This is a genomic window from Nocardia coffeae (assembly GCF_019890715.1).
In the GTDB taxonomy this organism is placed as follows: Bacteria; Actinomycetota; Actinomycetes; order Mycobacteriales; family Mycobacteriaceae; genus Nocardia; species Nocardia jiangxiensis.
This window is the reverse complement of sequence record NZ_JAINZY010000001.1, coordinates 1,574,283-1,597,095: the sequence shown is the minus strand read 5'-3', so window position 1 is coordinate 1,597,095 and position 22,813 is coordinate 1,574,283. Positions and strand designations below refer to the sequence as shown.

Here is a 22,813-nt window from a genome sequence, read left to right as displayed (position 1 = left end):
CCGTAGCATCCAACGCCCCGGTCGCGCGCCGGGATCGGTGATCGCCACTACGAGCCGTCGATCGAAACGAGCAGCATCCCACCACCAATGGCGACCAGCGCGATCTCCAGAATGAGATACGGCCAGGTGTTCAGCCCGTAGGCCAGCGCATGCGTCGTTGTGCCCACCAGCACGAAACCCATGAACATCCATATGCAGGTGCGGAAGAAGAGCAGAAGGATCCCGTCCCACCAGCCGAACAGAAGTCCCCACAACAGCATTCCGAGACCGAGGAAGGCCAGGCCGAAGCGGTATCCGAGCGCCTCGCCGGATTTCGGCAGGAACCACTCCGCGCCACCCGCCACCTGCACTCCGACGACCTCCTGGTGCCAGAGCCGGAGTGTTACCGGTGTTCTCTTCGCGGCCTTGTCGTAGAAGGACCGCGACACCTGGCGGGGCTGCCGGGACCCGTCAGCACGCTGCCAGGTGACCTCGTAGTGGGTGATCACCGTCGTTGTCATGGAGCCGTTCGAGTCGGTCTGCGTCTCGACCGTGGTGTAGGTGCGCCGATCGGCAATGGAACCCCGCTCGCTGTCGAGGCACCCACCGGAATTGTGTTCGCAGGTCATGACCGCGCGGAACTCGCGAATCTGCCGGTACGGGCCGGCGGCGGAGTACAGGGCCGCCACGATCACACCCAACCCGAGCACGACCACTATCCATCGCCCTGGGCCGGGCCGACGAGGCGGCCCGCCGTGTGGCCATCGCCGGTACCAGACCCCCTCGAACCATCGCGACATGATCACAATCACCGTGTCCAGCCGCTACGCCCGCGCCTCTTGCCATCGCTGCACTCGAATTATCAAGACCCCCAGGCAGATTGCCGAGACAGCGAGCACACCGGCGTCGATCAGCTCCACCGCGATCAGGCCGAACCCGCCCTGCGGGGCGTACCCGTACATGAAGTACTCGTCGGTTGTCTCCGACCGCATCTTCGGCATGCTCAACCGAACGCCGACCAGCGTGAGCACCCAGTTGACCAGGAAGGTCAGCCACCACACGGTGATCAGCGCATCGGTCGGACGGCCACGCAGGTCCGATGCATCCGCGGGTGTTCGCGGGTCGCTCGCCCGCACCACGTCGGCCATGATCATGTGCGGGAACCAGATGTCGACCACCGGGCAGAACCAGCTGCCGATCACCCAGCCGATCGGCAGCCGATGCCGCGCGGCGCAGATCGCCTCGGCATTGCGGCGCGCCCGCCACAGCCAGGCGATGAGGGCGACCCCCGCGCCGATCATCGAGAACGACGCGATGTCACCGGCCCAGTTGTCGGACTGCCACTCCCTGTTCGTCCCCTGCGGGTTTCCCCAGCTTCTCTCGAAGTCCTCGAGCTGTATCCAGTCGATGATCGCGCTGATGAAAAGCATGAGGACGGAACTTGCGATCAGGATGATCGTCGAGGTTCCGAGCAGCCCCAGCGGAGCAGTGCTCCGGCCCTCGTGCGCGATCTCGCCTTTTGGTTCTACTGACATGGCCTCTGTCCCTTTCGATTCCAACGATGCCGACCGCGGCCGACCGAATGCTGGAAACGGGTCGCCGGGGTGACATCGATACCAACCTCTCGACCGTGGAAATCGTTGGGTCGCGCCGTCGCGGGACGCAGGGGGTGGCGTGCGCGGTGCGTGATACGAGGGGCGGGAGATCGCCGCGGCATGCGGTCCGCCGGTTGCCGAGGGGTGATTCGGCCGGTGTGCTGGGCGGTTACTGTGGATGACGGCTCATCCGACCCTGCCAACGAACGGAACGATACGTATGCTCGACCGGCGTAGGTTCTTGACCTCGGTGTCCGCTGCTGCAGTGGGCGTCGCGGCACTTCCGGCGATGCGCGCTCAGGCTGCGGCTCTGCCTGCTGGGCGGCGCATCATTTATTCGTACAAGGGGACCCAGCCTCCGGCGGAATTGCTCACGTTGGCGTCGAAGAGCCAGATCGGGGGCGTCATCTTTTTCGCCGACAACATTGCGTCGGCTCAGCAGCTCGCCGAGGTCGCCGCGGAGCTGCGCAAGGCTTCGCCGGTGCCGTTGCTGCTGACCACGGATCAGGAGGGTGGGCAGGTCAACCGGTTGCCGGGCGGGCCGACCCAGTCCAACAAGCAGGTCGGCGCCGCCGGGGATGTCGCTCGTGCCGCGGACGCTCAGGCAGCCGGTGCTGCGCACGTGCTGGCCGCGGCGAATCTCGACACCGATCTCGCTCCTGTGCTCGATGTGTACCGTCGTCCGGGGGATTTTCTGGACCAGTACGGGCGCAGCTATTCCGACCGCCCGGCCGTGGTGGGTGACTGCGCGGAGGCGTATATCCGGACCCTGCAGGGCAATAAGGTCTCGGCCTGCGCGAAACATTTTCCGGGCCTGGGATCCGCGCCCGCGGGTGCGAACACCGACGAAAAGCCGGTCACCATCACCTCGTCGGCGCAGGACTTGACCGGGATCGATATGGTCCCGTTCGCTCGGGCAATCCGAGCCGGGGTGGCCCACGTCATGATGTCCTGGGCGGTCTATCCGGCGCTGGATGCGAACCGTCCGGCGGGTATGTCGCCGGTGATCGTGCAGAATCACCTGCGCCAGCGGCTCGGCTTCCGGGGTTCGATCATCAGCGACGCACTGGAAGCGGGAGCGCTCGCGCGCTACGGGTCGACCGGCAACCGGGCGATCGCTGCCAACCAGGCCGGGATAGATCTGCTGTGCTGTTCATCCCGCGACATCGAGCAGGGCAAGGAGGCCGCGCAGGCACTGCGCTGAGCCCCGGTGGCGTACCATCCGCCGATGGACCTCGATTGGCTTCGTGCCAACCCACGCCATCTGGGAATGTTCCTCGAGCATCAGCGAATTCGGGTGACTCCGGTGTCCGGTGGCGATGTGTGCGTCGCGGAACGACTGACGTTGGATGACGGCAGTGAGCTGTTCGCCAAACGACTGTCGATGACGCCGCCCGCGGATTTCTTCGCCGCCGAGGCAGCGGGGCTCCGGTGGCTCGCGGTGCCCGGCGGTCCGTCGCTGCCCGAGGTGATTGCGGTGGATTCGAGCGGAATCGCGCTGCAATGGATCGATCACGGTGAACCCAGTCCAGCCGGGGCCGAGGACTTCGGTCGGCGACTGGCTGTACTGCATCAGGCACCCTGTCCGGACTTCGGCGCCGACTGGGCGGGGTACATCGGCACGGAACCCTTGGACAACACGCCGACCAGCGGCGCGACCGCGTGGCTCGAGTGGTACCGGCTGCGCCGAATCGAGCCGTATCTGCGCGCATCCAGGGATTCGGGGGCTCTCACCGCCGATGACGTCGCGGCCGTCGAGACGGCTCTGGACAGGTTCGACCCGCCGGTCGAAGGCCCGGCCAGGATTCACGGCGACCTGCATCCGCACAACCTGCTCTGGGGTAGCGGCGAAGTATGGCTGGTGGATCCGGCCGCGCACGGTGGACATCGGGAGACCGACCTGGCCACTTTGCGCTTGTTCGGCGGCGCGCCGTACCTGGATCGAATCATCGCCGGTTATCAGGAGATTCATCCACTCGCGACAGGCTGGGAGGAACGAGTCGGAGTACACCAGTTGCATCTGGCCCTGGTCCATACGGCGATGGCCGGACCTGTGTATGCGGATCTGGTACGTGCCGCCGCCACGCCGACTCGCTCCGGCGAGTCGCAGCTTGACCGATGAGGGTCTGTCGGTGACTCCGGCTGTGTCGCTGCATATTTCGGACGATCATGCGATGTTCAGGTTTTGGGCAGGGGGTCCGGGATGGTTTCGATGACGGCGGCGCGAGAGGCGTCGGATGAGCGGCGGCGCCGGACGAACAGAACGGTTGCGTAGCTCAGGGCCGCGGTGAGGGAGCCGACCAGGCTCAGGGGTACCGCGTGGTAGAAGGCCGCGGGGAGGAAGTGTGTGCCCCAGAAGCTGACGATGAAGCCCGCCAGGAAACAGGTCAGGGCGGCCGGGCGCCACCGGTCGGCGGTCGTGTGCGCGGGGCGGAAGTAGCTGTCGATGTCGTGTTTGTCGCGCAGGCCCCAGAGCCAGTCGACGATCATGACGAATGTGAAGGGGCCGAGCAGTTCTCCGGCGTCGGTGACGAAAGTTTCTGCGTGCGAGAGGATTCCGGCTTGGGCGAGCAGGACGCCGAGAACGCCCAGCACGATCGTCGCGATGGGCTGTTCCCAGCTGCGCGGGGTGCGAATGGTGTTGAGGGACACCAGGATATCGACGGTCGCGGGGTAGAGGTTCATGGCGTTGATGTGCATGATCGCCAGTGCCACCCCCAGTGCCGCCACCGCACCCCACCCCGGGATGTGCGCGCCGGCGACGGCGATGTTCCAGTCGCCGGTCGCCTCCTTCGAGTACGCGCCCATGATGCCCATGGCCAGGTTGGGGACCATGATTCCCAGGCTCGGTGCGAGAAAGTACCAGCGCCGCTGGGGAGTTCGGTCGGCCGGGCGGCAGAAGCGCGAGACCGTGGAGGTCTTGTAGGTCCAGGACAGGATGCAGAATCCGCCGATCACCGAAATCGCCGTGCCCCACTGCATCGGGGTGGTCTGCGCCGGGACGTGCAGCGAATAGTGCGTTGCCAGATAGACGGTCAGCGCGCCGTAGCAGATCAGGAACAGCAGTGCGGTGTAGCGATAGAAATATTCGAGCCACTTGAACCCGAACAGCACCAGCACCACGTTCGATCCGCCGATGATCCAGTACCAGGGCGCCGCGCCGGTGTGGGTCAGCGCGGCGAGGATATGGGCGCCGCCGGCGGCATTGAGCCCGAAGAAGGCCATGTTGACGAAGGAGAACAGGGTCGAGAGCAGAAACGTCGCCGACCGGCCGTAGGTGCGGCGGGCGACCACCAGCGCGGTCAGCGGCAGCTCCCGGCCCATCTCGGAGAACAGGCCGCACGGGACGAGGAAGATCAGCCAGCTGACCACCATCGCACCGATCGTGTACCACAGGCCGTAGGGGTACAGAATCGCGCCGATCAGCGGTGTCATCGCCGAGGCCGCGGTCATGGCCCAGGTGATGAAGAGCTTTCCGGCAGTGGCATTTCGCTGGTCGTCGGGTACCGGGGCCACCCCGACCGTCTCGACCTCGTCGCTGACTCGTCGCCACCATGAGGATGCGGCGACATCGCCCTCTTTATGCACTTGTTTAATGTACCGCTATATAACGGCACGTGCAATGGGTTCTATTGGGACGGTGTTGTGGCCTGCGGCCGATTCTCCTGTAACCCACGGAATTCCAGGCATGGCAAATCTGCACGGGTGGAGATTGCGGGTGCTGGATGACGCACGGCGGCTCGGGAGAATCGGCCGCATCGGCACATGCGGGGGAGGCGTCCGATCGTTCGGCGGCCGGATGTTCCCCGGGTGCTCGCGAGCTACTTCGCGGTGGCCGGGGCGGGGTGCGGGGCGGGTTCGTTGATGGTGGTGAAGTACTGCACCGCGGCCATGATCGTGAGCGGAGCGGTCACCAGCAACTGGCCGACGACGGTGCCCAGCGCGCCGACGGCCACGATGCCGCCGAGGCAGCCGACGGCGGCCGCGGGAATGAACGGGCCGAACATGCCGACGATGGTCGCGGCGGCGACGGTGGCACCGGCGATTCCGCCGAGCACGCAGCCGACGGCCGCGCCACTCAGGCCGCCCACCATGGTGCCGACGGTCGCGCCGGTGGTGATCGTGCTGGCCATGCGGCTCCAGGCGGCCTGCTCACGGTCGTACTGATTCTTGAAGGGCGCCTGGTCCTCGAACGGCAGGGCGACCGGGCGGTAGGTGGCGTGCGCGAGGTCGAACTGGGGGGTCAGCGTCGCGGTGTGGTCACTGATCTTCGCGGCGATCGGGAAGACGAAATCGTCCACCCGGAACGACAGATCGGATCCGGCGAGCACGGTTCCCTTGGCGCTCTTGATCTCGAACACGCCGTTGTCGACGGTCATCGATCCCGCATCGGTCTTGACGACGGTCCCGGTGGGGGTAGCGGAGGTCGTGTAGTGGATCGCGTCGGTCGGCGGGGCCGCGTGCGCGGTCCCCGCGATGCCCACGGCGGCTCCGGCGACCAACGCGCAGGTCGCAGCAATTTTCCTCATCAGGTTTTCCTCTCTTCGGGCTCCTCGGCGGCATTGCCGAGAAGGTGTAGCCCCGGCGTGACGCCGGTGTGGGTCGACGGCCGTGCACCGGCCGGACCTGTTCAAGGGGTATAGGGGTCCGCCCGCTCGATCGGCGGCGCCGACTTCCAGTCGGGCAGACCGAGTTCCGGGGTTCCGACCGGGCTCTTGCCACCGGACAGATGGGTCCACTGCGCGTGCGCGAGCTGATGGATCGAGAAGCAGGAATCCAGCGCCTGGGAGAAGCCCATCGCGTCCTGGCTCTGATTCACCGAATCCTTGACCAGCAACGCGGCCATGGTCGGCACCCGCGCGATCCGGCGGGCGAAATCCAGGGTTCGCTCGCCCAGATCGTCCGCGGGGAAGATCTTGCTCACCATGCCCAGGGCGCGGGCGTCCTCGGCGTCGACGCAGTCACCGGTGAGCAGCAGCTCCTTGGTCTTGCGCGGGCCGAATTCCCAAGGGTGGCCGAAGTATTCGACGCCACACATGCCCAGCCGGGTCGCGACGACGTCGGCGAACCGCGTACCTTCCGCGGCGACGATGAGATCGCACGCCCACATCAGCATCAGGGCCGCGGAGAAGACGTTGCCGTGCACCTGCGCGATGGTGATCTTGCGGAGTTTGCGCCACCGCACGGTGTTCTCGTAGAAGTAGTGCCACTCCTGGTGGTAGCGGGATTCGACGGCGTCGTGCGTGGCGCCGGTGCAGGTGAACGACCAGTGCTGATCGGGGCCGGGAGTACGTTCGGCCCGGTATTCGGAGCTGCCGAGATCGTGGCCGGAGGAGAACATCGGCCCGTCGCCCGCCAAGATCACCACGCGCACCGTGTCGTCGGCCTCGGCCCGCAGGAACGCCTCGGTGAGCTCCACGAGCAGGCCGCGGTTCTGGGCGTTGCGATATTTGGTGCGGTTCAACACGATTCGCACGATCGTGCCGTCGTCGTGGGTCTCGTAACGCAGGTACCGGTAGTCGGCAGGGGTGGTGGGATCGTGGGACATCAGTGCATGTTCTTTCCGGTCAGCGGGTTTCGGATGACGGCCGGACGAGCCGCAGGGCCTGGTCGAGCAGGGCCTGGGAGACGCCGTGGAAGCGACGGCCGAGCGCGGCGTCGGCCTTGCCGGCGCAGGCGCGCGCATGGGTGCCTTCGAGGATGATGGCGAGGCGGTAGCAGGCGAGCACCTGATACCAGTCGAATTCGGACATGTCCCGGCCGCTGACGGCGCCGTACCGGGCGATGACCTCCGCGCGTGCGGGCAGGCCGTCCAGCCGGCGCGCGAGTCCCACGGTGCGGGATTCGGTGGGGTCGGGCCAGGTTGCCAGGAGGTGGCCCAGGTCGAGAAGCGGATCTCCGACGGTGCCCAGTTCCCAGTCGACGATGGCCGCCACTGCCGGACGGTCACGATGGAACATGACGTTTCCGAAGTGATAGTCGCCGTGGATGATTCCCTTGCGCCACTGCGCGGGCCGGTGCGCGTCGAGCCACCGGCCGATCTCGTCGACACCGTCGAGTTCGGGGCCCGGCCAGCCGTCGAGTTCGTGGTACGAGTCGAGCTGTCGCCGCCAGCGGTCGACCTGCCGCTCGATCCAGCCGTCGGCGCGAGCGAGTTGCGCCTGCCCCAGGAGCGCCGGATCGACCTGCGCGAGAGTCGCCGCGCCGTCGACGACGGACAGGCCCATCGCGTGCTGTAGATCGGGGGAGGACGCGAACGGTTCGGGCACCTCGGTGGTCGCGGTGAATCCGTCGACGGCCGCCATGACGAAGAAGACGCATCCCAGAACATCGAGGTCATCGCACACCGCGACGAGGCGCGGATGGGGTACCGCGCTGTCGGCGAGCGCGGCGAGCAGCCGTGCTTCGCGCCGCATCGTCTCGTCGCTGTTGCTGCGTTTGTGCAGTGGCGGACGGCGGAAGACGTAGTCGGAGCCGCCCCGGGAGAACCGGGCCAGGATGTTCTGGGTGCCGCCCGTCAACGCGAACAGATCGGTGACGGGGCCGGTCCCGACCTCGTTCCGGTCGAGCCACGCCGTCAGTGTGGCGACGTCCACCGGATCCCGATCGGTCATCGAATTCACCTCGTGTCTTCCCTGTCTGCCGTGTACGCGGCGCTGTCCTCGGAGTGGGCGAAGCGGAGTGACCCAGGTCATTCACGCTCACCGGAGCCTACACATCTCTAGCAACCATTGTCATGAATTATTTCAAATTGAGGCGCATGGTTGTTATCGTTTGAGGCAGGCTGCCCGGAGGTTGCCCGGTCGTACACGACCCGGCACGCTGGGCACGAATGATCAATCGAAGCGTTCTCACCAGGTGGTGCAATGGGTATCGAAATGGTTCTGGACATGGCTGTATCGGTCCATCCGGACAGGTTGGCGGTGGGGCGCCGCGCCTGCGGGATGACCTACCAGCAGCTCAGCGATGTCGCGTCCCGTGGCGCCGGGGTGCTGACCGAATACGGCGCCGCGCACCTGGTGTTCGTCGGGGTCAACGGGCCGGTACTGCCGGTGCTGACCTTCGCGGCTGCCCGCGCCGGGATCCCGATCGCGCCGCTGAACTACCGGCTCGCGAACGACCAGTTGCGCGATCTGATCGGGCAGCTCGAGCGGCCGGTGATCGTCGCCGATCCGGCATACCGGGACACACTCGACGGCGCCGCCGACACCGTGCTCACCAGCGCGCAGTTCCTCGAGCTCGCGGGTTCGGCCGGGCACACCGTGGCGGGCGTCGCCCCTGACGACGCCACCGCGGTCGTGTTGTTCACCAGCGGCACCACCTCGGCCCCCAAGGGCGTGCTGCTGCGTCACCAGCACCTGCTGTCCTATCTGCTCAATACGGTCGAATTCGGTTCCGCCGCAGAGCAGGACGCGACATTGGTCAGTACGCCGCCATATCACATCGCCGGTATGGGCGCGGTGCTCAGCAACATCTACGCGGGCCGCCGGATGGTGTATCTGCCGGACTTCACCCCGCAGGGCTGGCTGGACATCGTGCGGGGGGAGGGGATCACCGGCGCGATGGTGGTGCCCACCATGCTCGCGCGCATCGTCGAGCATCTGAACGGGGCGCCGGGTGACGCACCCACCCTGGCATCGCTGGCCTACGGCGGCGCGCGGATGCCGCAACCCGTACTCGAGCGTGCGCTCGAAGCATTCCCCGACACCGGTTTCGTCAACGCCTACGGGCTCACCGAGACCAGTTCGACGATCGCTGTGCTCGGTCCCGACGATCACCGCGAAGCCTTGGCGGATCCGAATATTCGTGCCCGGTTGTCGTCGGTCGGGCGGATCGTGCCCGGGATGCAGGCCCAGATCCGGGACGAGGAAGGCACCGTGCTGGCCGACGGCGAGACCGGTCTGCTGTGGGTGCGGGGTGCGCAGGTCAGCGGGGAATACATGGGCAAGGGCTCGGCACTGGACGCCGACGGCTGGTTCCCGACCCGGGATCAGGCCCGCATCGAGGACGGCTACCTCTACATCGGCGGCCGCGCCGACGACACCATCATTCGCGGTGGCGAGAACATCGCCCCGGCCGAGATCGAGGACGTCCTGGTGCACCACGACGATGTGCGCGAGGTCGCGGTCGTCGGCGTTCCCGACGACGAGTGGGGCGAGCGGATCTGCGCGGTCATCGTGCCCAACGCCGCCGACCACGTCGGCCCGGAGCAGATCCGGACGTGGTGCCGTGAACGGCTGCGTGGCTCCCGCACACCCGACGAGGTCGTGTTCGTGGACGAACTGCCCAGGACCGCCACCGGAAAGCTGGTCCGCCGCGATCTGGTCGCGCGGGTCGCGGGCTGACCCCGAAACATCTGTTCACCATAGATTTCCGTTCTCCTGGAGGATCCATGCGAAATGCCGTGATCGTCGACGTCGTCCGTTCGGCGTCCGGCCGGGGCAAGGCCGGTGGCGCGCTGTCCGGCGTGCACCCGATCGACCTGCTGGCCGAGGTGCTGCGCTCACTCGTGTCGCGCAGCGGTATCGACCCCGCTCTCGTCGACGACGTCATCGGCGGGTGTGTCAGCCAGGCCTCGGAGCAGGCGGGAAACATCACCCGTTCCGCGGCGCTGGCCGCGGGCCTGCCCGAATCCACACCGGCGACGACCGTGACGCGCGCGTGCGGTTCGAGTCAGCAGGCGGTCCACTTCGCGGCGCAGGGCGTCATCGCGGGCGCCTACGACGTCGTGATCGCCTGCGGCGTCGAATCGATGAGCCGTGTTCCGATGGGTACCGCGTCGATGGGGCGGGATCTGGTGGGAACCGCACTCGCACAGCGGTATCCGCAGGGGTGGATCAGTCAGGGTGTCGCCGCGGAACTGGTCGCGCGCAAGTTCGGCGCGAGTCGCGAGGACGTCGACCGGTATGCGTTCGAGTCGCATCGGCGCGCCGCCGCGGCTGCCGCCGCAGGTCATTTCGATCGCGAGATCGTTCCGGTTCCGGTGTCCGACGGAGTGCACACCGCCGACGAGACGATCCGCGCCGCCACCACCGTCGAGGGGCTGGGCACACTGCGCGCCTCGTTCCACTCCGAGGAGTCGGCGCAGCGCTTTCCGGGTCTGGGCTGGATGATCACCCCCGGCAACTCCTCGCCGCTCACCGATGCGGCCGCCGCGACCCTGATCATGTCCGAGGAGAAGGCCGCACAGCTGGGGCTGACTCCCCGCGCACGTTTCGTCGACTTCGCGGTCGCCGGTGACGACCCGGTGTACATGCTGACCGCGCCGATCCCCGCGACGCGCAAGCTTCTGGACCGCACCGGTCTGACTGTCGGCGATATCGACGTCTACGAGGTCAACGAAGCCTTCGCCTCGGTGCCGCTGGCGTGGGCGCGCGAGTTCGACGCGGACCCGGACCGGCTGAATCCGGTCGGCGGCGCCATCGCGCTCGGTCACGCGATCGGCGCCTCCGGCGTGCGGCTGCTGGCCACCATGGTCGGCGAGCTCGAGCGCACCGGCGGGCGGTACGGCCTGCAGACGATGTGTGAACACGGCGGTATGGCCAATGCCCTACTCGTCGAACGCATCTGAGCATCCGGCAACGAATTTCCGACAGCAGCCAAGGAAGGCACATTCGTGGATATCAACGGTAAGGTCACGCTCATCACCGGCGGCGCGTCCGGTCTCGGGCTGGCGACGGCGCGGCAGCTGCTCGATCTGGGATCGAAGGTGGTGTTGCTCGATCTGCCGACGTCGCAGGGTGCGGCAGTGGCCGCCGAACTCGGGGAGAACGCGGTGTTCGCTCCGGCGGACATCACCGACGAGTCCGCCGTCGCGCGGGCGCTCGACACGGCCGAGCAGTTCGGCGAGCTGCGTGCGGTCGTCAGCTGCGCGGGCACGGGCCGGTCGCTGCGGGTGGTCGGCCGCCAAGGCGTCTTCCCGCTGGAGGTGTTCACTCGTGTCGTGACGATCAATCTGATCGGAACGTTCAACGTGGTGCGGCTGGCCGCCGAGCGGATGTCGCGCCTGGATCGTGAGGGTGAGGAGCGCGGTGTCATCGTGACGACCGCGTCGGTCGCGGCCTTCGAAGGACAGATCGGCCAGGCCGCCTACGCCGCCTCGAAGGCCGGTGTCGCCGGGATGACGCTGCCGTTGGCCCGGGATCTGGCATCGCTCGCCATCCGGGTCGTCGCCATCGCGCCGGGACTGTTCGACACTCCGCTGCTCGCGGGCCTGAACGACGAGGCCAAGGCATCCCTCGGCGCGCAGACCCCGCACCCCGCCCGGCTGGGAAATCCCGCCGAATTCGGTTCTCTCGCAGCGCATATCGTATCCAACCCGATGCTCAACGGCGAGGTCGTCCGGCTCGACGGCGCGATCCGGATGGCCCCGCGCTGAGCGCGGTATTCACCTGCCCGACAAGGAGATACAACGATGACTGTTCCGCCCCTTCCGCTCGAAGGCAAGGTCGCTCTGGTCACCGGCGGCAGCCGGGGACTCGGCCGTGAGATGGTGCTCGCGTTCGCGCGGGCCGGCGCCGACACGGTGATCGTCAGCCGCAAGCTCGACAGTTGCGAGAAGCTGGCGGCGGAGGTCACCGCGTCCACCGGACGGCGCGCGCTGCCGGTGGCGTGCCACGTCGGTGACTGGGATGCGCAGGAGCGCTTGGTTTCCCGGGTCTACGACGAATTCGGCAAGGTCGACATCCTGGTCAACAACGCCGGGATGTCCCCGCTGTACCCGAGCCTCGAGGAGGTCTCCGAGGCGCTGTTCGACAAGGTGTTCGACGTCAACCTCAAGGGCGCCTTCCGGCTCACGACGCTGATCGGCCCGCGGATGGCCGCGGGCGGCGGCGGGGCGATCATCAACATCAGCTCGATCGCGTCGGAGCGGCCCACCCCGGAGGATCTGCCCTATGCCGCGGCGAAGGCCGGTCTCAACGTCCTGACCAAGGGGTTCGCCCAGGCATATGGGCCGAACGTGCGGGTGAACGCCATCATGGCCGGTCCCTTCCTGACCGATATCAGCAAGGCGTGGGATATGGACGTCGTCGCCGAGAAGATGAAGGCGCTGCCGCTGGGCCGTGCCGGTAATCCCGGCGAGATCGTCGGCGCCGCACTGTATCTCGCGGGTCCGGGTGCTGCTTACACCTCCGGCGCGATCATCCCGGTCGACGGCGGCCGCACTGCGATGCGCTGATCCTCCCTCCTGGAGGAGACACCGAAACCTTTTCCCTACCAACTGATTAGGAACCACGATATGAGCTGGGGATTCGAGACCGACCCCGAGTATCAGCAGGTGCTCGACTGGGCCGACGAGTTCGTCACCACCGAGGTCGAGCCGATCGATCAGGTCATCACCCATGCGTGGGATCTGCGGGATCCGTTGCGGCAGAAGCTGATACCGCCGCTGCAGGACAAGGTCCGGGAGAAGGGGCTGTGGGCCACACATCTGGGCCCCGAACTGGGCGGACCCGGCTACGGTCAGCTGAAACTGGCGCTGCTCAACGAGATCGTCGGGCGCACCCACTCGGGCCCGATCGTCTTCGGTTCGCAGGCGCCTGATTCCGGCAACACCGAGATCCTCGCGCACTACGGCACTCCGGAGCTCAAGCGGCGGTACCTGGAGCCGCTCATCGAGAACAAGATCGTCTCCTGCTACGCGATGACCGAACCCCAGGGCGGATCGAATCCGGTCGAGTTCGAGACCACGGCCGTGCTCGACGGCGACGAGTGGGTGATCAACGGCGAGAAGTGGTTCGGTTCCAACGCGCGTTTCGCGTCGTTCTACATCGTGATGGCCGTGACCGATCCGGCGGCCGAGCCGCACCGGCGGTTGTCGCAGTTCATCGTCCCGGCCGAGACGCCCGGACTCGAGATCGTCCGCAATACCGGTGTATGGGGCCACGACTACGAGGTCGGCACGCACGCCTACACCCGCTGGACCGATGTGCGGATCCCGAAGGACCACATCCTCGGTGGCGTCGGGCAGGGCTTCGAGGTGGCGCAGACTCGCCTCGGCGGCGGCCGCATCCACCATGCGATGCGCACGGTCGGCCTGGTCAAGCGTTCGCTCGACATGATGCTCGAGCGCGCCGTCTCGCGCACGACGCGGGGCAGCAGGCTGGGGGACAAGCAGCTGGTGCAGGAGATGATCGCCGATTCGTGGCTGCAGCTCGAGCAGTTCCGGCTGCTGGTGCTGCGCACCGCGTGGCGGATCGATCAGGAGAACGACTACCGCAAGGTCATCAAGGACATCGCGGCGGTGAAGGCGGCGATGCCGAAGGTGCTGCTCGATGTGACCTCGCGGGCGGTGCAGTTGCACGGTTCGCTGGGGGTGTCCAAGGAGCTTCCGCTGGGCAAGTGGCTGTTCGAGGCGTATCACATGGGCCTGGCCGACGGCGCCACCGAGATCCACAAGATCGGGCTGGCCCGTCAGCTGCTGCGCGATGCGACACCGCACGAGGGATTGTTCCCGAGCTACCACGTGCCCGCGCTCGAGGAGCAGGCGCGCGCGAAGTTCGCCGATGTACTGGGTGAACTCGACGGATAGCTGTGCCCGCGAGCGGGCCGCAGAGCACTTCCTCGAACCGGAAATGCGCTGCGGCCCTTCGTCGTTGCGTACCGCGCTAGATCGCGAGCACACCGGCTTTCTCCAGTGCGCTGATCTCCGGATCGCCGAGCGCGAGCACCTCGCGCAGGACATCGGGGCCGTCGCCGCCCAATCGCGCGGCCGGTCCGGTCCGCAGGTGGACGCCGTCGTAGGAGGCGGGTGCGGCCGCAGCCAGATACTCGCCGATCCGCGGCTGTGCCAGCTGGGCGAACAGCGGATTGGTGTCCAGATCCCCGGATCGGACCACCTGCTCGAAGCTGCGGTATCGCTCGTGCAGCACCGAGGACGCGCCCAGTTCCCGCCCGACGTGGTCGGCATCGTGCGTGCGGAACCAGCGCGCGAACAGCGCGGTCAGCACGTCCCGATGTTCGAAGCGGTCGGTTTCGCGGGCGAAGTCGGCGCCCAGGGCCGACTCCACCGCGGCCACGAGCTGCTCGGTTCCGGTGACGGCCATCAGGTCCCGGAAATGGCGCGAGGTCAGTGCGACGACCATGAAGCGTTCGCCGTCGGCGGTGACGAAATCGGTTCCGTACGTTCCGTATACGGCGTTGCCGGTGGCGGGCCGTGCACTGCCGTTGACCTGCACCTCGGTGAGGTAACCGAGTGCGCCCGCCGTCGCGAGGGCGACATCCTCGAGCGGTAGCACGATTCGCGAACCGGTCCCGGTGAGTGCGCGGCGATGCACGGCGGCGGTGACCGCGAGCGCCGCATGCAGGCCCGCCGCGACGTCCCACGCGGGCAGTACGTGGTTCACCACGCCGCTGTGCTCCAGCGGGCCGGTGATCTGCGGGAATCCCAGTGCGGCGTTGACGGTGTAGTCGACGGCCGGGCGGCCGTCGTGTCGGCCGAGCAGTTCCAGCGTGATGACGTCGGAGCGAAGCGCGGACAGTGTTTCGTGGCTGAGCCAGTCTCGTCCGCCCGCATTGGTCACCAGGATCCCGCCGCCGTCGCCGGGAGCGGTGATCAGGCGTTGCACGATGTCGCGCCCCGAGTCGCTGCGCAGATCCAGCGCCAGCGATCGTTTGCCGCGGTTGAGTCCGGTCCAGTAGATCGATTCCCCCGTGGCGGTCAGTGGCCACCGGTCGATGTCTGCGGCGCCGCCGAGCGGGTCGATGCGAATGACCTGCGCGCCGAGCTGGCACAGCGTGAGTCCGCACAGGGGAGAGGCGACGAAGCTCGAGATCTCGACGATGCGAAGTCCGGCGAGGGGACGATCATCCGTCCGGTTCGTGGGGGGCATCCAGGAATCCTCCGGTAGATGCTCGGAGTGAGCAAGGTTGGTAATTGATGATAATAGTTCGAACCATAACATTTGACAGCATGATTCTTTGGCGCAATACTGCGAGCATGGCAACCACTTCGGCAGTGAACCCGGAAGATTTCGCTGACATCCTGGCGCAGACTCGCGAGTTCATCCGCAAGCAAGTGGTGCCGCGCGAACAGGAGATCGCGGATACCGACAGCATCCCCGCGGACATCCGCGCGAACGCGGCGGCGATGGGTCTGTTCGGCTATGCGATCCCGCAGGAGTGGGGCGGGCTCGGACTCGACCTCACCCAGGACGTCGAGCTGGCAATGGAATTCGGCTACACGTCGTTGTCGCTGCGGTCGATGTTCGGCACCAACAACGGCATCGCGGGTCAGGTGCTGGTGGGGTTCGGCACCGATGAGCAGAAGGCGCGGTGGCTCGAGGGCATCGCCTCCGGAGCCGTCGTGGCCTCGTTCGCGCTCACCGAGCCCGGGGCGGGATCCAATCCGGCCGGGTTGCGGACCAGGGCGGTTCGCGACGGCGACGATTGGGTCATCACCGGTCAGAAGCGTTTCATCACCAATGCTCCGCTGGCGGACCTGTTCATCGTGTTCGCGCGGACTCGGCCCGCCGACGAGAAGGGCACCGGGATCGCGGTCTTCCTCGTGCCCGCCGATACGCCGGGAGTCGAGGTCGGCCCCAAGGATCGCAAGATGGGGCAGGAGGGAGCCTGGACCGCCGACGTTCATTTCACCGACGTGCGGGTTCCCGGCGCGGCGCTCGTGGGCGGGAGCGAGGACGTCGGCTACCGCGCCGCGATGACCTCGCTGGCCCGCGGCCGCGTGCACATCGCGGCATTGTCGGTGGGGACGGCGCAGCGCGCCCTCGACGAGGCGAGTGCCTACGCCGCGACCGCGACCCAGGGCGGCACTCCGATCGGGGACTTCCAGCTGGTGCAGGCGATGATCGCCGATATCGCGACCGGCGTCATGGCGGGTCGGGCGATGGTGCGTGAGGCCGCGGCCCGGTACGTCTCGGGCGAGGACCGGCGGATCGGCCCGTCCGCGGCCAAGCTGTTCTGCACCGAGATGGTCGGCCGCGCAGCCGATCTCGCCGTGCAGGTGCACGGCGGGTCGGGATATCTGCGTGAGGTTCCGGTCGAACGGATCTACCGGGACGTGCGCCTGCTGCGGCTCTACGAAGGCACCAGCGAGATCCAGCGCCTGATCATCGGCGCCGGTGTGGTGAACGCCGCCAGGAAAGCGGCGGGCGGCGCGCGCTGAGGCGGTTGCCCGCCGGTCGAATCGGATTCACGGACGAACAGGAGTGGTAGTGGGACTACTGGATGGCAGGGTCGCCGTCGTGACGGGAGCCGCGCAGGGGATCGGCCTAGAGATCGCGCGGACCTTCGTGCGCGAGGGCGCCCGGGTCGTGCTCGCGGACGTCAACGACGATGCGGGTGCGAAGGCGGAGGCCGAACTCGGTGGCGCGGGTGTCGCCAGATATGTGCGCTGTGATGTGCGGGACAGCGCCGCCGTGGAGGCGGCCGTCGATATCGCCGAGGACGTCTTCGGGCCGCTCGGGGTGTTCGTCAACAACGCGGGTATGACGCGGGATTCGACGATGCGCAAGATGAGCGAGCAGGATTTCGACGACGTCATCGCCGTGCACCTCAAGGGCGCGTGGAACGGCACCCGCTCGGCCGCGAACCGGATGCGCGAGCGCGGCGCGGGCGCGATCGTCAACATCTCGTCGATCTCGGGCAAGGTCGGCATGCTCGGACAGACCAACTACTCGGCGGCCAAAGCCGGGATCGTCGGTCTGACCAAGGCTGCCGCGAAGGAAGTGGCTTTCAGAGGCGTCCGCGTCAACGCGGTGCAGCCGGGTCTGGTGCGCACGCCGATGACCGAGGCGATGCCCGAGCGCATCTGGGAGCAGAAGATGGCCGACATCCCGATGGGTCGCGCCGGTGAGCCGAGCGAGATCGCTTCGGTGGTGTTGTTCCTGGCCAGCGACCTGTCGAGCTATATGACGGGCACCGTGCTCGAGGTGACCGGTGGACGTCTGATGTGACGGCCCGGATCCCTTGCCTTAATTCATGACTATCATTATGGTGATCTACGACAGGATTTCGCATCGGTGCGACGTGGACGCGGTCCGCTCCGTTCGATGCATTCACGGCTGAGGAGCGCAGATGTCCGACAACACACCAGGTACGCAGGCTTCCGGCGGGAGCCGCCTGCGCTGCAACGAATGCGGCTCCGAGGCGATCGTCACCACCGCGGGCGGGTCCGCGCTGACCTGCTGCGGCGTCCCCCTCGAGATCACCTTCGCCGGCAGCTGACCGGAGAGAGAACACCACGATGAACGAGATCGGTAAGCGCTACACCTGCGCCACCTGCCAGACCCAGGTCATCTGCGTCAAGAAGGGTGCGGGCCGCTTCAGCTGCCACGCAGCGCCCATGGAACTACTCACCGCCAAGCCCCTGCCGTCCTCGGACTAGGGCCTGAAGCCGGAGCCGAAATTCTTTGTGCCGCAACACCGTCGTCAGTGCGCTAACGCGCCGGACCGGTGCGGTACCCGCGTAACAGAAGGAGTGTTCAGATGGCTGGTCCACTCGACGGACTCGTCGTGATCGATGCGAGCTGGGGTATGCCGGCGGCCATCTCGACGATGATGCTGGCCGACTACGGCGCCCGTGTCGTCAAACTCGAGCGCCCCGGCGGCCCGGTCGACGCGGATTCGGCCCTGCGCAAGTCGACCGACCGGGGCAAGTGGAGTGTCGAGGCGGATCTGAACACCCCCGAGGGGCGGGCGGTCGCCGAACGACTCCTGGCCGGTGCCGACGTCTTCGTCGAATCCTTCGGCACAGGCCGGGCCGAAGCGCTCGGTCTCGGCTACGACCGGATCCACGAGCTGTTTCCCGAACTGGTGTACTGCTCGGTCACCGGCTACGGCAACGACGGCCCGCTGGCGGGACGTCCCGGCTACGAGGCACTGCTCAACGCGCGCCTCGGTCAGATGGCCGAGCAGGGTGGTCACCGCGACGGCCCGATCTTCATGGGCCACCCGACCGTCTCCTACGGCACGGCATTCATCACCACGATCGGAATCCTGGCCGCGCTGCGGGCACGCAAGCTCAACGGCGCCGGTCAGAAGGTGGACACCTCGCTGCTCGACGGAATGCTCGCGATCTCGTCGATGAACTGGTGGTGGAACGAGAAGGACATCTCCTACCTCGCCCGCAGCGGAAACCAGAAGGGTTTCGGCAACAAACGCCTAATCACCGATCCTTTCCAGTGCGCGGACGGGAAGTGGTTGATCCCGCACACCGGCGGGCCCGGCTCCTACAAGCGAATGATGGAGCTGCTGGGCTTCGGCGAGCAGACGCAGACCATCGCCGGTCCGGAGATGGCGGTTCCGCTCGATGATGTGGAACTCGACATCGCGCGGAACAAGGTGCCGCAGGCATTCCGCTCACGTCCGCGCGACGAGTGGCTCGAGCTGTTCCACGCCGCGGACATCGCGGCCTTGCCCGTGCTGCACCCCGAGGAGACCTTCGCCGACGACCAGGTGATCTACGCCGAGGTCGCGATCGATCTCCCCGATGCCGAACACGGCACGCTGCGGCAGATCGGCCCGGTGATCCGCTTCGAGAAGTCCTCGCCCGCGACCCCCGAACCGGCCCCCGGCGTCGGTGCGCACAACGAGCGCGTCGGCGAGATCACCCGATCGCCGCTGTGGGCGCCCGTGCCGGCAGGCGAGGCGATCGGCGCACCGCTGCAAGGCGTGCGGATTCTGGACTTCAGTTCCTACTTCGCGACCGGGTTCGGCGCGCGCCTGCTCTCGGATCTGGGCGCCGACGTGATCAAGATCGAGCCGCTGGTCGGTGATCAGATGCGCCCGCTCGGCGACCTGTTCGAGGCCGCCAACCGCGGCAAGCGCAATATCGCCCTGGATCTGCGCACCGCCGAGGGGCAGGAGATCGCGCACCGCCTGGTCGCCGAGGCCGATGTGGTGATGCAGAACTATCGTCCCGGCAAGGCCGAGAAGATCGGCCTGGGGTACGAGCAGCTGCGGTCGATCAACCCGGACCTGATCTACGCCTACCTCCCCGGATTCGGCTCGAGCGGACCGAAGTCGATGTTGAAATCCTTCGCTCCGCTGGTGTCGGGCCTGGTGGGACTGAACTTCGAGGGTGCGGGCGCGGGCAATGCGCCGATCCGCCGCGTGATCGGCAACGAGGATCTCTACAACGGATTCCTCGGCGCCGTCACTGTCCTGCTGGCGCTGCATCACCGCGCGAACACCGGCGCCGGGCAGTATGTCGAGAGCCCGCAACTGCATTCGAGTCTGTTCGTGATCAGCGAGCACTCGGCCACTCCTGACGGTGCCGCGGTACCCGCACATCAGCTCGACTCGCAGCAGATGGGCCTGTCCCCGCTCTATCGCCTGTACCGCACCGCCGACGGCTGGATCGCGATCGCGGTATTCGGTGACGCCGCCTTCGACAGGCTGGCCTCGGCACTGGACCTGGCCGGTCTCGCCGCCGACGAACGCTTCATGAGCACTGCGGCCCGCGCCGCGAACGCGGACGCGCTCGCGGATCTGCTCACCGCCCGATTCGCGGAACTGGGCAGCGCGCAAGCATTCACGTTGCTCGACGGCAATCGGGTCCCCGCCGAGATCCCGCTGGACTACCCGATCATGCCCGAGCTGCTGTGGGAGGAGTGGGCCGTCGAGTCGGGGCGGGTGGTCGAACATCATCATCCCGAATACGGCTGGTCGCGGGAGGTCGGCATGGTGATCCACCTGTCCGAGACGCCGGGCCGGTTCAAGGGCGGCAGTCCACGGCTGGGCCAGGATTCGGCCGACATTCTCGGCGAACTCGGCTACTCCGCCGACCGGGTCGCCACCTTGCTGGAGACCGCGTGTGGTCGACCCGCGGTCGCGGCAGCCGCGGCGAAGGAAGCCTGAACCATGGACATCACGTATCCCGCTGCGGCGGAGGCATATCGGACCGAGGTCCGCGCGCTGCTCGAGGCCGAACTGCCCGGGGACTGGCGGGGCATCGGCGCCCTGCCCGCCGCCGAACAGGAAGAGTTTCTGAAGAGTTGGCGAAAGGTCCTGTCCGACAACGATCTTCTCGCGGTGTCGTGGCCGCGGGAGTTCGGCGGGGCCGGTCTGTCGAGCATCGAACAGGTCGTGTTGAACGAGGAGCTCATGCGACTCGGCGTGCCGGACGGCACCGAGAACGACACCCTGGGCATCAAACTGCTGGGCAACACGATCACCGTGCTGGGCACCGAGGAGCAGAAGGAGTACTTTCTGCCGCGCATGCTGTCCGGGGAACACGTGTGGTGCCAAGGCTATTCGGAGCCCGAGGCCGGTTCCGATCTGGCCGGGATGCGTACCCGCGCCGTCCTGGACGGCGACGAGTGGGTGATCAACGGTCAGAAGACGTGGACGTCGCAGGGGCACAACGCGAACTGGATCTTCGTGATCGCGCGCACCGATCCGGCGGTGGCCAAGCACAAGGGATTGTCGTTCCTGCTTGTGCCCATGGATCAGCCGGGCGTGGAGGTGCGGCCGATCGTCAACGCGGCCGGTTACGTCGCCTTCAGCGAGGTGTTCTTCACCGATGCGCGGACCCCGGCGTCGCATGTGCTCGGCGGTGTGGGCGGTGGCTGGAAGACCGCCAATACGCTGCTGGGCTTCGAGCGTGGCGTGCGCGCCACCACCGATGCGGTCCGCTTCGGCCGTGAGGTCGAGCGATTGATCGAACTGGCCCGTGAACGCGGCCTGACCACCGACCCGCGGATCCGGGCCGAACTGGCGTGGTGCTGGTCTCGCGTGCAGACCATGCGTTTTCGCGGATATCGCGCCCTGACCAAACTGCTCAACGGCGGCTCGTACGGCGTGGACGGATCGTTCTCGAAGGTGATCTGGAGCGAATTCTTCCAGCGACTCACCGAGGTAGGCATGGAAGTGCTCGGCCTCGAGGCGCTCACCCCGACCGGCGGCGGCAACGACGGCATCCTGGTGACGCCCAACCCGGGCACGGACAATTCGTCGCGCTGCTGGACCGACATCGCGCTGTACGCCCGCGCCGCCACCATCTACGGCGGCAGTTCGCAGATCCAGCGCAACATCATCGGCGAGCAGTTGCTCGGGCTGCCGAAGGAACCCCGCCTCGACGGCGGCCCCTTCCAGGACATCGGCCGCCGTCGCAGCGCCTGATTCGATACTTCGCCGCAGCCACGGCGAAACGGAAGAACGGAAGACAACCGTGTACTTCGCATTCGACGAAGACCAGGAGGAGTTTCGGAGTTCGCTTCGCCGTCTCCTGACCGAACGTGCCCCCATGACCCGCGTGCGGGAGATCGTCGCGAGCGGCGGCCACGATGCCGACACCTGGCGGCTGCTGGCCTCGAATATGGGCGTTCCGGGTCTGCACGTCGCGGAGAAGTTCGGCGGCGGCGGGTTCAGCTTCCTCGAAACCGTCATCGTGGCACAGGAATTGGGGCGTGCCCTCACGCCGGTGCCGATGGTCGCCACCACCGGGGCGATCGAAGCCGTACTGCGGCTCGGGTCCGCTGCGCAGCACCGTGAACTGCTGCCGAAACTGTTGGACGGCAGCGTGATCGGCGCGTTGGCGCTGAGCGGATCGGACGACACCGCGGTCGGTTCCGTGCGGGTGCGCGCGACCGGGGATCCATCGGCACCCACGCTGACGGGCCGACTCGACTACGTCGCGTTCGGGCATGTGGCCGATCTGCTGGTCGTTCCGGCGCTGGCCCCGGCCGGTGACGAGGTGGCGCTGTATGTGCTCGACGCGCGCGCGAGCGGTGTAAGTATCACGGCGCGAACATCTTTGGATCCAACTCGTCCGGTGGCGACGGTCGAGCTGGCCGACGCTCGAGCCCAGTTCCTGGGCGCTGACCCGGCCGCGATCGGCCGCGTGGTGAACCTCGTGCGCACCCTGCTCGCGAACGAGGCGCTCGGGGCGAGCGAGGCCGTGCTCGAGATGGCCGTGAACTACGCGAAGCAGCGTGTCCAGTTCAACCGTCCGATCGGATCCTTCCAGGCCATCAAGCACAAGTGCGCCGATATGGCCATCGCGATCGATTCCGCGCAGGCGACGGTCATGTACGCCTCGATGTGCGCGAACGAGGACAACGACGAATTCCCCCGGGTCGCGGTGATGGCCAAGGCGCAGGCGTCGGAATGCCTGACTCTCTGTGCGGCACAGAACATTCAGGTGCACGGCGGGATCGGGTTCACCTGGGAGGCGGAACCGCATCTGTACTTCCGTCGCGCGAAGGCCACCGAACCGATCCTCGGCAACAACGCGCACCACACCGAACTGCTGGCCGAACTCGTCGGAATCTGATCGC

General features: G+C 67.2%; 21 protein-coding genes. 14 read left to right on the top strand and 7 right to left on the bottom strand.

Annotation, left to right across the window (positions count from 1 at the left end):
* Window positions 1-47: 47 nt before the first annotated feature.
* Together K7711_RS06855 and K7711_RS06850 are read right to left on the bottom strand one after the other, a co-directional pair.
* The gene (locus K7711_RS06855; protein WP_222965809.1) at window positions 48-689 is read right to left on the bottom strand and encodes a hypothetical protein; all 642 of its coding nucleotides are present in this window, start codon (window positions 687-689) and stop codon (window positions 48-50) included.
* 114 nt (window positions 690-803) lie between these two features.
* The gene (locus K7711_RS06850; RefSeq protein ID WP_222965807.1) at window positions 804-1,514 is read right to left on the bottom strand and encodes a DUF4328 domain-containing protein; all 711 of its coding nucleotides are present in this window, start codon (window positions 1,512-1,514) and stop codon (window positions 804-806) included.
* Between the two features lie 310 nt (window positions 1,515-1,824).
* On the opposite strand from K7711_RS06850, the gene K7711_RS06845 reads away from it, so the two are divergent.
* Window positions 1,825-2,778 carry a glycoside hydrolase family 3 N-terminal domain-containing protein gene (locus K7711_RS06845; RefSeq protein WP_308014506.1) on the top strand — a complete coding sequence of 318 codons (954 nt, stop codon included), beginning with the start codon at window positions 1,825-1,827 and terminating at the stop codon, window positions 2,776-2,778.
* Window positions 2,779-2,802: 24 nt separating this feature from the next.
* Window positions 2,803-3,696 (top strand): fructosamine kinase family protein, encoded by an 894-nt coding sequence (locus tag K7711_RS06840; protein WP_222965803.1) that lies wholly within the window; start codon window positions 2,803-2,805, stop codon window positions 3,694-3,696.
* A gap of 56 nt (window positions 3,697-3,752) precedes the next feature.
* Here the strand turns inward: K7711_RS06840 and K7711_RS06835 are convergent, their stop codons facing one another.
* The 4 genes from K7711_RS06835 to K7711_RS06820 all read right to left on the bottom strand — a co-directional run bounded on the left by K7711_RS06835 (window position 3,753) and on the right by K7711_RS06820 (window position 8,188).
* Window positions 3,753-5,162 carry a purine-cytosine permease family protein gene (locus tag K7711_RS06835; RefSeq protein WP_222965802.1) on the bottom strand — a complete coding sequence of 470 codons (1,410 nt, stop codon included), beginning with the start codon at window positions 5,160-5,162 and terminating at the stop codon, window positions 3,753-3,755.
* 233 nt (window positions 5,163-5,395) lie between these two features.
* Entirely contained in the window at window positions 5,396-6,103 is a 708-nt protein-coding gene (locus K7711_RS06830; RefSeq protein WP_222965800.1) for a DUF8020 domain-containing protein, read from the bottom strand.
* Window positions 6,104-6,204: 101 nt separating this feature from the next.
* Window positions 6,205-7,122, bottom strand: a complete 918-nt coding sequence (locus tag K7711_RS06825; protein WP_222965798.1) for an enoyl-CoA hydratase — start codon at window positions 7,120-7,122, stop codon at window positions 6,205-6,207.
* Window positions 7,123-7,141: 19 nt separating this feature from the next.
* Window positions 7,142-8,188 (bottom strand): phosphotransferase family protein, encoded by a 1,047-nt coding sequence (locus K7711_RS06820; protein ID WP_222965796.1) that lies wholly within the window; start codon window positions 8,186-8,188, stop codon window positions 7,142-7,144.
* Between the two features lie 252 nt (window positions 8,189-8,440).
* Between K7711_RS06820 and K7711_RS06815 the strand changes: the two genes are divergently transcribed.
* Genes K7711_RS06815 through K7711_RS06795 form a run of 5 tightly spaced genes read left to right on the top strand, consistent with a single transcriptional unit; the run spans window position 8,441 to window position 14,106 of the window.
* Window positions 8,441-9,919: a class I adenylate-forming enzyme family protein gene (locus K7711_RS06815; protein WP_222965794.1), complete on the top strand. Its 1,479-nt coding sequence runs from the start codon at window positions 8,441-8,443 to the stop codon at window positions 9,917-9,919.
* 47 nt (window positions 9,920-9,966) lie between these two features.
* Window positions 9,967-11,145 (top strand): thiolase family protein, encoded by a 1,179-nt coding sequence (locus tag K7711_RS06810; RefSeq protein ID WP_222965792.1) that lies wholly within the window; start codon window positions 9,967-9,969, stop codon window positions 11,143-11,145.
* Window positions 11,146-11,190: 45 nt separating this feature from the next.
* Complete coding sequence (locus K7711_RS06805; protein WP_222965790.1) at window positions 11,191-11,952, top strand: SDR family NAD(P)-dependent oxidoreductase; 762 nt, start codon at window positions 11,191-11,193, stop codon at window positions 11,950-11,952.
* Window positions 11,953-11,988: 36 nt separating this feature from the next.
* The gene (locus tag K7711_RS06800) at window positions 11,989-12,753 is read left to right on the top strand and encodes an SDR family NAD(P)-dependent oxidoreductase (protein WP_222965788.1); all 765 of its coding nucleotides are present in this window, start codon (window positions 11,989-11,991) and stop codon (window positions 12,751-12,753) included.
* Between the two features lie 60 nt (window positions 12,754-12,813).
* Complete coding sequence (locus K7711_RS06795) at window positions 12,814-14,106, top strand: acyl-CoA dehydrogenase family protein (RefSeq protein WP_222965786.1); 1,293 nt, start codon at window positions 12,814-12,816, stop codon at window positions 14,104-14,106.
* Between the two features lie 76 nt (window positions 14,107-14,182).
* Here the strand turns inward: K7711_RS06795 and K7711_RS06790 are convergent, their stop codons facing one another.
* Window positions 14,183-15,406 carry a CoA transferase gene (locus K7711_RS06790; protein WP_222965784.1) on the bottom strand — a complete coding sequence of 408 codons (1,224 nt, stop codon included), beginning with the start codon at window positions 15,404-15,406 and terminating at the stop codon, window positions 14,183-14,185.
* A gap of 107 nt (window positions 15,407-15,513) precedes the next feature.
* On the opposite strand from K7711_RS06790, the gene K7711_RS06785 reads away from it, so the two are divergent.
* The 7 genes from K7711_RS06785 (at window position 15,514) to K7711_RS06755 (ending at window position 22,809) form a co-directional block, all read left to right on the top strand.
* Complete coding sequence (locus K7711_RS06785) at window positions 15,514-16,698, top strand: acyl-CoA dehydrogenase family protein (RefSeq protein ID WP_222965782.1); 1,185 nt, start codon at window positions 15,514-15,516, stop codon at window positions 16,696-16,698.
* A gap of 49 nt (window positions 16,699-16,747) precedes the next feature.
* Window positions 16,748-17,488: a 3-oxoacyl-ACP reductase FabG gene (fabG, locus tag K7711_RS06780; RefSeq protein ID WP_222965779.1), complete on the top strand. Its 741-nt coding sequence runs from the start codon at window positions 16,748-16,750 to the stop codon at window positions 17,486-17,488.
* A 121-nt stretch (window positions 17,489-17,609) separates the two neighbouring features.
* Window positions 17,610-17,759, top strand: a complete 150-nt coding sequence (locus K7711_RS06775; RefSeq protein ID WP_222965777.1) for a hypothetical protein — start codon at window positions 17,610-17,612, stop codon at window positions 17,757-17,759.
* 19 nt (window positions 17,760-17,778) lie between these two features.
* Window positions 17,779-17,919: a hypothetical protein gene (locus K7711_RS06770; RefSeq protein WP_157186392.1), complete on the top strand. Its 141-nt coding sequence runs from the start codon at window positions 17,779-17,781 to the stop codon at window positions 17,917-17,919.
* A 101-nt stretch (window positions 17,920-18,020) separates the two neighbouring features.
* Entirely contained in the window at window positions 18,021-20,393 is a 2,373-nt protein-coding gene (locus K7711_RS06765) for a CaiB/BaiF CoA transferase family protein (protein ID WP_222965775.1), read from the top strand.
* A 3-nt stretch (window positions 20,394-20,396) separates the two neighbouring features.
* Window positions 20,397-21,656 carry an acyl-CoA dehydrogenase family protein gene (locus K7711_RS06760; protein WP_222965773.1) on the top strand — a complete coding sequence of 420 codons (1,260 nt, stop codon included), beginning with the start codon at window positions 20,397-20,399 and terminating at the stop codon, window positions 21,654-21,656.
* A gap of 49 nt (window positions 21,657-21,705) precedes the next feature.
* Window positions 21,706-22,809, top strand: a complete 1,104-nt coding sequence (locus K7711_RS06755) for an acyl-CoA dehydrogenase family protein (RefSeq protein ID WP_308014504.1) — start codon at window positions 21,706-21,708, stop codon at window positions 22,807-22,809.
* Window positions 22,810-22,813: the final 4 nt, after the last annotated feature.

Excerpts from the sequence above, each read along its gene's own strand:
- K7711_RS06790 (WP_222965784.1), bottom strand. The coding sequence starts at position 15,406 with ATGCCCCCCACGAACCGGACGGATGATCGTCCCCTCGCCGGACTTCGC.
- K7711_RS06785 (WP_222965782.1), top strand. The coding sequence starts at position 15,514 with ATGGCAACCACTTCGGCAGTGAACCCGGAAGATTTCGCTGACATCCTG.
- K7711_RS06825 (WP_222965798.1), bottom strand. The coding sequence starts at position 7,122 with ATGTCCCACGATCCCACCACCCCTGCCGACTACCGGTACCTGCGTTAC.
- K7711_RS06775 (WP_222965777.1), top strand. The coding sequence starts at position 17,610 with ATGTCCGACAACACACCAGGTACGCAGGCTTCCGGCGGGAGCCGCCTG.
- K7711_RS06815 (WP_222965794.1), top strand. The coding sequence starts at position 8,441 with ATGGGTATCGAAATGGTTCTGGACATGGCTGTATCGGTCCATCCGGAC.
- K7711_RS06840 (WP_222965803.1), top strand. The coding sequence starts at position 2,803 with ATGGACCTCGATTGGCTTCGTGCCAACCCACGCCATCTGGGAATGTTC.
- K7711_RS06760 (WP_222965773.1), top strand. The coding sequence starts at position 20,397 with ATGGACATCACGTATCCCGCTGCGGCGGAGGCATATCGGACCGAGGTC.
- K7711_RS06795 (WP_222965786.1), top strand. The coding sequence starts at position 12,814 with ATGAGCTGGGGATTCGAGACCGACCCCGAGTATCAGCAGGTGCTCGAC.
- K7711_RS06850 (WP_222965807.1), bottom strand. The coding sequence starts at position 1,514 with ATGTCAGTAGAACCAAAAGGCGAGATCGCGCACGAGGGCCGGAGCACT.
- K7711_RS06800 (WP_222965788.1), top strand. The coding sequence starts at position 11,989 with ATGACTGTTCCGCCCCTTCCGCTCGAAGGCAAGGTCGCTCTGGTCACC.
- K7711_RS06810 (WP_222965792.1), top strand. The coding sequence starts at position 9,967 with ATGCGAAATGCCGTGATCGTCGACGTCGTCCGTTCGGCGTCCGGCCGG.
- K7711_RS06830 (WP_222965800.1), bottom strand. The coding sequence starts at position 6,103 with ATGAGGAAAATTGCTGCGACCTGCGCGTTGGTCGCCGGAGCCGCCGTG.
- K7711_RS06765 (WP_222965775.1), top strand. The coding sequence starts at position 18,021 with ATGGCTGGTCCACTCGACGGACTCGTCGTGATCGATGCGAGCTGGGGT.
- K7711_RS06820 (WP_222965796.1), bottom strand. The coding sequence starts at position 8,188 with ATGACCGATCGGGATCCGGTGGACGTCGCCACACTGACGGCGTGGCTC.
- K7711_RS06770 (WP_157186392.1), top strand. The coding sequence starts at position 17,779 with ATGAACGAGATCGGTAAGCGCTACACCTGCGCCACCTGCCAGACCCAG.